This window comes from Microbispora sp. GKU 823, from assembly GCF_002027145.1.
GTDB lineage: Bacteria > Actinomycetota > Actinomycetes > Streptosporangiales > Streptosporangiaceae > Microbispora > Microbispora siamensis.
The window spans coordinates 52,826-61,246 of record NZ_MWJN01000051.1 but is presented as its reverse complement, the minus strand read 5'-3'; the positions used below and the strand labels follow the sequence as shown (position 1 = coordinate 61,246).

General features: G+C 73.0%; 6 protein-coding genes and 2 pseudogenes. 1 reads left to right on the top strand and 7 read right to left on the bottom strand.

Annotated features, from left to right (window positions below):
• From B1L11_RS25285 to B1L11_RS25260, 7 genes and pseudogenes are all read right to left on the bottom strand, one after another.
• A partial coding sequence (locus tag B1L11_RS25285; RefSeq protein WP_143737522.1) for a serine/threonine-protein kinase occupies window positions 1–905 on the bottom strand: 905 nt, incomplete at its 3' end.
• 106 nt (window positions 906–1,011) lie between these two features.
• Window positions 1,012–1,528 (bottom strand): annotated as a pseudogene (locus B1L11_RS25280) (YbaK/EbsC family protein).
• A 203-nt stretch (window positions 1,529–1,731) separates the two neighbouring features.
• Window positions 1,732–2,682: pseudogene (locus B1L11_RS55120) on the bottom strand (flavin monoamine oxidase family protein); the annotation flags it as partial.
• Window positions 2,589–3,089 carry an FAD-dependent oxidoreductase gene (locus B1L11_RS51875; protein ID WP_256862869.1) on the bottom strand — a complete coding sequence of 167 codons (501 nt, stop codon included), beginning with the start codon at window positions 3,087–3,089 and terminating at the stop codon, window positions 2,589–2,591. The gene B1L11_RS51875 and the pseudogene B1L11_RS55120, both read right to left, overlap by 94 nt.
• 65 nt (window positions 3,090–3,154) lie before the next feature.
• Window positions 3,155–3,997, bottom strand: a complete 843-nt coding sequence (locus B1L11_RS25270; RefSeq protein ID WP_079316785.1) for a M55 family metallopeptidase — start codon at window positions 3,995–3,997, stop codon at window positions 3,155–3,157.
• On the bottom strand, window positions 3,994–4,962 hold the full coding sequence (locus tag B1L11_RS25265) for a DUF6395 domain-containing protein (RefSeq protein ID WP_256862868.1): 969 nt from the start codon (window positions 4,960–4,962) through the stop codon (window positions 3,994–3,996). The genes B1L11_RS25270 and B1L11_RS25265 overlap by 4 nt, the downstream gene beginning before the upstream one ends.
• Window positions 4,963–5,227: 265 nt before the next feature.
• Complete coding sequence (locus B1L11_RS25260; protein WP_256862867.1) at window positions 5,228–5,596, bottom strand: hypothetical protein; 369 nt, start codon at window positions 5,594–5,596, stop codon at window positions 5,228–5,230.
• A 143-nt stretch (window positions 5,597–5,739) separates the two neighbouring features.
• On the opposite strand from B1L11_RS25260, the gene B1L11_RS25255 reads away from it, so the two are divergent.
• Window positions 5,740–8,415 carry a helix-turn-helix transcriptional regulator gene (locus B1L11_RS25255; protein WP_143737521.1) on the top strand — a complete coding sequence of 892 codons (2,676 nt, stop codon included), beginning with the start codon at window positions 5,740–5,742 and terminating at the stop codon, window positions 8,413–8,415.
• Window positions 8,416–8,421: the final 6 nt, after the last annotated feature.

Here is an 8,421-nt window from a genome sequence, read left to right as displayed (position 1 = left end):
GTGACGGGCCCGCCGGGCCCCCGGCCGGCGCCGGGCGCCTGCTGACCGCCGGTGTCGTCGACGTTGGGCACGGTCGTGATCTCGTCGGGCACCCGCGGCCTGCCGCCCGGCGACCGGGGCATGAGCGGCGCGAGCTGCCGTACGAGCTCGGCCGCGGTCGGCCGCCTGGCCGGGTCGCGGTTGAACGCGGCGCGCAGCATCGGCTGGATCGGCGCGGGGGCGGCCTCGACGTTGGCCCGGCCGGAGGTGATGTTGAAGAAGATCATCTCCAGCGTGCCCTTGCCGAACGGCGGCTGGCCGGTGGCGGCGTACAGCACGGTGCCGGCCCAGGCGTGCACGTCCACCTGCGGCCCGGCCTCGTGGCCCTCGATGATCTCGGGGGCGAGGTAGCCGGGCGTGCCGATGAACATGCCGGTCTGGGTGAGCCGGGTGGCGTCGACCGCCTGGGCGATGCCGAAGTCGATCAGCACCGGCTGGCCGTCCAGCATCAGCACGTTGCCCGGCTTCAGGTCGCGATGGATGACCCCGGCGGCGTGCACGGCGGTGAGGGCCTCGGCCACCCCGACGGCGACCTTGAGCACGGCGTCGAGGGACAGCGGGCCGTCGTTCTTGACGATCTCGTCGAGCGGCCGTCCCGGCACGTAGCGCGTCACGATGTACGGCCTGCGCCCGGTGACGTCGGCGTCGACGACCTCCGCGATGTTCGGCCCGCGCACCCGCCGCATGGTCTCGACCTCGCGCGACAGACGCCTGCGCGCCACGTCGTCGCCCGCCACCTCCGAGCGCAGGACCTTGACGGCCACCTGCCTGCCCTGCGGGTCGAGGGCGAGGTGAACCACGCCCATGCCGCCCTCACCGAGCCGCCTCAGCAGCCGGTACGGGCCCAGTCGGTCGTCCTGATTCATTGCCTAAGCACCATACCGACTAAAAGAACGCCCATGAGTGAACCATCGCGCCACATCTCCGCTCAGCACAACGGAGAAAAGACGCCAACGGTTTCCGGGCAGACGGTCAAATGGTGAGCGCGAGGACCTCCCCCCGCGTCGCCGCGACCAGTGCCTCGCCGGAAAGCGCCAGCTTGGAGCGGCGGACGCCGCTGCCGATCACCACGAACGGCCGCCGGGTCACGTTTTCGTCAACGAGCACCGGCCAGCCCTCGGGAAGACCGATCGGAGTGATGCCGCCGTACTCCATTCCGGTCAGTTCGACGGCCTCCGCCTGCGGGGCGAAGGACGCCTTCCGCGCGTCCAGGTGGCGGCGCACGATTCCGTTGATGTCGGCCCGCCCGGTGGCGAGCACCATGACGGCGGCGTACCGCGTCTCCCCCGCCCCGCTTGGCGGCGACGATGACGCAGTTGGCCGAGTCCTCCATCGCCACGCCGTACCGCTCGCAGAACGCCGCGGTGTCGGCGAGCGCGGCATCGATCTCGGCGACCTGCACCGTGACGTCGAGACAGGCCACGGCCTTGGCGACGGGATCGGCGAGCAGGTCGGGCCGGTCGGACGCGGGAACCCATTCGAGCGGCATTCAGCCCTCCTTGACGGCGCGCTCATGCAGTTGGGTGACCACCTTACGGGCCGACTCCAGCGCCCCCGCCTGCCAGGCGATGAGGTGCGTGAGCCAGTCGCCCGCGAAGTACACCCGGCCGCCGGCCGCTGCAGGAGCGCGAAGGCGCCCTCGTAGGAGGGCCAGGCGACCCAGGCGCCCTCGATGTACGGCTGCCGCTGCCAGGCGATCGAGACGCTGGACAGCAGTTCCGACCGGTACTTCTCGCCGTGGATCTTCTTGCCCTGGATGAGCGCCCGCCGCTGCCGCTCCTCGTGGGTGAGACGGGCGTACGCCTCGGCGTCCTCGTCGAGGTTGTAGTAGCCGACCACCAGCCCACGCGTGCCGTGGAAACCGTACGAGGGGTACCAGATGTGCGCGATGTCCAGGTCGGTCTCGGTGATGCCGCCGTAGATCCGTTCGTCGGTCTCCCACCAGCGGCGGCGGTACTCCAGCCCGATCTTCCCGGCCGATACCGGAGTGGGCGTCCGCAGGGCCGCGACGACCCGGGCGTCCAGGTTGCCGGGGATCCGTGCGAGCACGTGCGGCGGCAGGGCCGCGACGCAGTAGTCCGCGCGGGTACGGCCGCCCGTGTGCTCGATCTCCACCCGGTCGGGCAGGTTCGTGATCTTCTTCACCTCGGCCGAGGTGCGGATGCGGTCGCGACCGACCGCGTCGGCGAGCTTGACCGCTATGGCGTCCATGCCGCCGACCGGCTGGAACATCGGCATGGCCTGCTCGAAGCCGAAGGGGAACGCGATCGACCGGCCGAGCCCGTAGCCGAGCACCTCCGACAGGGCCGGCGGGCCGTCGAGCGGCGCCCCCGCGCCGGCGCCGGGGTACGTCGCGAAGCCCCTGCGCTCGGACCCCGTGTAGACGTAGCGCTTCCCGATGTCGCCGAACTCCGACAGGAAGTGGAGCAGGCGGTCCTTGTCCGCCGCCGTCAGCCGTGCGTCCAGCGCGCCGGTCCTCGTGGCCTTCGCCAGCAATTCGCTGATGTAGCCGTAGGTGTCGGCGCGCGCGTGCGGCCGCACCGGGGCCTTCATCCCTTTGTTGAAGACGTACGCGCCGGAGTTCTCGTTGACGAACAACTCGATGGGCACGCCCAGCTCGCGGCAGTAGTCGAGGGTGACCATCCACTGGGCGATGCGGGCCGGCCGGCGTTGAAGTAGACGCCCTCCCCGAACCGCGCTTCCTGCGTCGCACCGGACAACTCGGGCAGCCGGTCGCCGCCGCGCAGCGTGAGGCTGCGCCCGCCGACCCGGTCCCGGGCCTCCAGGATCGTGCAGTCGTACCCCGCCTTGCCCAGCTCGTACGCGGTGGCCAGGCCCGCGATCCCCGCCCCGAGGATCACGACGGACCCGGCGCCCCTCCCGCTGAGCGCGAAGTCGGACCTGCTGGGCGGCGTGTAGTCCTTCTGCTGGTGGTCGGGTGCGAGCCCGAGGGCGCCCATGGCCGCGTACATCGCTCCGGCGCCTCCGGCCGCGCCGACGCCCACCAGGAAGGCGCGCCGTGTCAGCGCTCCCGTACGTTCCCGGGTCACGCTGTCACTGCCCACCTTGCCTGCTCTTTCACCTGGGGGGAACGGATGGGAGAGGAGACCGGGCGTCAGCCGTACCGGCCGCTGCCGCAGGCCACCTGACCTCCGATCATCGAGAAGATCCCGAACAGCGCCATGATCTCGTGGTAGTCGTCCGTGGTGAACTCGGTGTGCCGGGGACCGGCGAGCCGTACGCCGGGCACGATCGAGCAGGCCGCGGCGATGGCGGTGGAGTTCCACTCCACGCCGAGGGTGTACGGCGGCTCGACCACGTAGGGCCGGAAGTCGGACAGCCTGCCGAGCGCGCGGGCGGCGCCCTCGCGGATGCGCCGCCACGCGACAGACGGGGGCAGCAACTCGGCGGAGAACTTGTCGATGCCCTTCTTCACGGCCACCGTCTCGACCTCGCCGAGCAGTTCCCTGGCCTCCTCGCACACCGCCTCGTCGCCCGTGACGAGCGCGACCGGCACGCCCAGCGAACCCGCGAAGCCCGCCACGATCCGGGTCTCGCCGCAGATCTCGCCGTTCAGGTAGACGTTCTGGATCTCCTTGCCCATCCACGTGTGGTTGAGCACCCCGTGCGGCACACCGGCCCGGGCGTGGTAGCCGGCGAAGCAGGCGGCGTCCAAGCCGGCGACGAGGCCCTGCCCCATGCGGTGCGGCTTGCCCGGACCCCTGATCAGGGTGGCCCGCTCGTCCAGCAGGTCGATCCTGAGGTTCTTGGTGGACCCGTGGGCGTCGTTCACCAGCACGGACGCGGCTCCCGCGTCGAAGGCGCCCTGGATCACCGCGTTGGCGTCCCCCGTCATCATCTCGCAGCCGCGCTCGTAGCCGCGGCCGCCGTGGTGCATCTCCTCGGGGTCGGTCAGCCCGGTGACCCCCTCCATGTCCACCGACAGGTAAATCTTCATCGTGACCCCCACGTCTCCACCCGGCGTGCCTCGTCCTCCGTCATCAGCCCGATGTTCTCATCGACGTACGCCTCGACCCGGGCGCGCCAGGGCTCGGGGATCTCCCGGAGCGCGGGCGGATAGCAGTGCTCCAGCCACCGTACGGACTCGGGCGTCGCCCGAAGATACTCCGCCGCCTTGGCGAAGGGGGTGTCCTCGATGCCCGGGACGTGCGCGCACCCGTACTCGATGGTCTCCTGGCCACCGTACGGCGGGGGCTCCTGCCACTTGCGTGCGGCGGGCATCGCGGCGGTGATCGGCGTGTCGAGAGGCCGCCGCTCCACGGCCGCCAGGATCAACTCCTTGCGCAGGCACTTCGCGCACTTCGCGCAGGGGCCGTCCATGTCCCCCCGCAGGCACCAGCGGACCAGATGCGCGAGGTCGGACTCCATGGCCATCCGCATGGTCACGGGCTCGCTCAGGCCGCCGACGGGGAGGACCATCGCGACCCCGGCCGCGGCGAACAGGCGGCCCCACGGACCGTCGGCCGCCCACATGGGGTTGTCCGGGCTGTAGCGGTGGGTGTAGCGCTCGCCGCCCAGCCAGCGCGACCCCAGCTCGTGTCCGAAGGCGACGCCGCCGAGGTCGAGGTCGTCGGCGAGCAGGAGCGCGCCCGCCGTCACCGCGTGGTGCTCGGGGAAACCCGGCCGGGGCCGGCTCAGCACGAACTCCAGGTCCGACTGGACGACGTGGACCTCCCGTCCGGTCTTGTGGACGAGCTGTGCGAGCACCTCGGATCGGTAGTGCGTCCACCGGTTGGGCACCCGGGGGTGGCTCACCCGCTGGAAGTGCACGAACGGCGCGTCGGGGAACATCGCGGCCACGGCCATCGAGTCCGCGCCCCCGCTGTAGGAGACGGCCAGACGGGTGCCGCTCCTGGCGTCCGCCCCGACCGGCCCGGCGTCCACTCCCCACCCCGTACGCACGCGCCTCGGCGAGCCCGGCGGAGATCGGCCGGTCGAACGTCACCCGCCGCCTGACCCACGGCGCGACGACGGTCCACGCGGCGACGGCGAGCAGGTCGGGATGCGGGGACGCACCGGCGTCCCCGGTCCGGATGTGGCAGGAGTTGGTACGCAACTCGATGGGGTGGCCGTCGGTGCAGGCCCCCGTGGTCTCGTCCTCCGCGTCGAGCAGGAAGACCAGCCGCCAGACGTCCGCGTCACGCGTCCACCGCACCCGCACGACCGGTCACCCCGCCCGTCCGGGAGCGCCCACCCGCGCCGACAGATCGTCGATCGCCTGCCAGATGCGCATCTCGTTCTGCAGCAGCGTGTCCACCGCCTCCGCGGTCTCGGTCGCCAGCCGGTGCGCCTCGGCCGCCTTCGGGTCCGCCGTCACCCGGGGCTCCGGCGCCGCCTTGACGGGCGTCACGGTCGCCCGCCGCAGCCGGTCGACCTCGCCACGCAGCGCCACGATCTCCCGGCGGAGCATCTGGACCTCCCAGAGGGCGTCCTTCAGATCCTGCCGATGGTCGGGCTTGGTGACGTATCGAGAGTCGAGCCGGGACAGCAGCGCCCGGCGCAGCCGTGACAGGCCCAGCACTCGCAACCGCATCATGAGCCGCCACGATAGCGGCATTTTCGAGCGATTCTTGACGCAAAGTACAGAGTTGCTCAAAGGTCGCTGAGAAACGGCCCTCCGTCCCTCTCCCGGGACGGGGACGTCGGACGCGACCTAATCACGCAATACAGTCTGCGGTTGTGCTTTACGGCAGATCGGCGGAAATGGCCGCAATCGACGACCTGATCGATCGGGCCGGGAAAGGCTCCGGGGGCGCGCTGGTGCTGCGCGGTGAGGCCGGTGCCGGCAAGACGGCGCTGCTCGACCTGGCGGCCTCCCGGGGTGGGCCCATGCGGGTGCTGCGGACCACCGGGGTCGAGGCGGAGGCCGATCTGGCGTTCGCCGCCCTGCACCAGTTGCTGCTGCCGGTGACCGGGCTGCTCGACGCGCTGCCGGAACCGCAGGCCGAGGCCGTGTGCGGCGCGCTCGGGCTGGCCCCGGCCGGTTCCGGCGATCGGTTCCTGCTGGCGGCAGGAGTGCTGTCGCTGCTGGCCGAGGCCGCCGCGCCGGACGGCCTGATCTGCGTGGTCGACGATTTCCAATGGGTGGACCGGCCTTCGGCCGACGCCCTGCTGTTCGCCGCCAGGCGGCTCGGCACGGAGCCGATCGCGATGCCGCTGGCCGTACGCGGCGACATGCCGGTGAAGGGCCTGCCCTCGCTGGAGATCGCCGGGCTGGCCGAACCGGCCGCCGCGGAACTGCTCGACGCCGGCTTCACGCTCGCGGCGCCGGTCAGGCGAGACCTCGTGACACTGACCGGGGGCAATCCACTGGCGCTGCGCGAGTCGGCCCGGCTGCTCACCCCCGCCCAGCGGGCCGGCCGGGAACCGCTGCCCGACCCCCTGCCGGGCGGGAACCGGCTCTTCGGCGACCGGGTGGCCGCGCTGTCCGAAGGGGCACGGCTGACGGCCCTGCTGGCGGCGGTCGAGAGCGATCTCGGCCTGGTGCTGCGGGCCGCCGACCGGCTGGGCGCGGGTGAAGCGGCGCTGCCCGAGCTCGAGTCCGCCGGGCTCGCGGGCGTGGCCGGGACGCACGTGCGGTTCCGCCATCCGCTGATCCGGTCCGCCGTGTACGAGGCGGGCTCCCCCGCCCAACGCCGCGAAGCCCACGCGGTGCTGGCCGAGCTGTCCGACGGGGACCGGCGAGCCTGGCACTTGGCCGGGGCCGCGCTCGGACAGGACGAATCGGTCGCCGCCGCGCTCGCGCGGGCCGCGGAGCTGGACCGGGACCGGGGCGGATACGGCGCCGCCGCCACCGCCCTCACCAGGGCCGCCGAGCTCACCCCGGAACCGCTCGTGCGCGCCCGGCGGCTCAAGGACGCCGCCGTGGCCGCCTGGCTCGGGGGGCGCCCCGGCCAGGCGGAGTCCCTGCTGGCCGAGGCCTGCGAGTTCGCGGGGGCGGACGCCGCGCTGCACATGGAGATCGCCCAGCTACGTGGGCGGTTCGAGCTGAACTCGGGCGACGCAGCCGAGGCCGTACGGATCCTCGCGTCCGGCGACACCCTGGAGATGCTGGCCGACGCCTCGGAGGCGGCGGCGTACGTCGGCGACACGGAGGCCATCATCGAGATCGGGCGGCGGGCGGCCGCCTTCCCCGAGGGGTTCCTGCGCGACGTGGTCGCCGGCATCGGCGCGGCGCTCGCCGACGGCAGCGGGCACGACCTGCTCAGGCGGGCCCTCGGCCGCACGGGCGAGCTGCGCGAGGCGGCCGAGTTCCTGTGGGCGGCTGCGGCGGCCAGCCAACTGGGCGAGGTGGACCTGTCCGCCGAGCTGGCCGAGCGGGCCGGGCGGGTGGCCAGGGTTTCCGGGATGACGGGCCAGCTGCCCGTGGTGCTGGAGTTCGTCGCCACCGCGGAACGGCTGGCCGGGCGCCTCGCGGAGAGCCGGGCCGTCTCCGAGGAGGCGCTGGAGCTGGCTCGCGAGGCCGGATACGCCAACACCGTGGCCGCGCATCTGGCCAACCTCGCGGCCGTGGCGGCCCTGCGCGGCGAGGAGGAGGTCTGCGCTCAGTACGCCAGGGAGGCGCTGGCCATCGCCGTGCCGCACCGGGTGGGGCTGCGCGCCGGGGTCGCGGCGTACGCCCTGGCCATGCTCGACCTGTGCCTGGGCCGGTTCGCCGCGGCGCACGACCGGTTCACCGCGATCGCCTCGGCGGGGCCGGGCGCCGGGCATCCGGCGGTGGTCTGGCGGACCACGCCGACCGGATCGAGGCCGCCGTGGGGCGCCGGCGACCCGGACGCCGCGCGCAGGGCGCTGGAGGCGTACGAACGCTGGTCGGCCCACGCGGGGACGGCCGAGTCCCGGGCACTGCTCGCCCGGTGCCGCGGCCTGGTCCTGCCGGACGACCAGGCGGTCGAGGCGCTCCTGGAGGCGTCGCGGCTGCACGCCAACCCGTTCGAGGCGGCCAGGACGGGGCTGCTGCTGGGCGAGCGGCTGCGCCGTACGCACCGGCCGGGTGAGGCCAGGGCGCACCTGCGCGCGGCGTTCGAGACGTTCCATCGGGCGGGAGCCGCGCCGTGGGCGCGGCGCGCCCACGGGGAGCTGCGCGCGGCGGGCGAGAGCATGCGAACGGGCGCGGACGCGGCCGCGGTTCCCGAGGCGATCCCCGACGTAGGGGGGACGGCGCTGGACACGCTCACCCCGCAGGAGCTGCGCATCGCCACCCTGGTGGCGGGCGGCGCGACCAGCAAGGAGATCGCCGCCCGGCTGTTCCTCAGCCCGCGCACGGTCGAATACCACCTGTACAAGATCTATCCGAAGCTCGGCATCACCTCACGTACGGAACTGGCGCGACTGGTGGTTCTGCAGGCCCAGTAGTTCTAC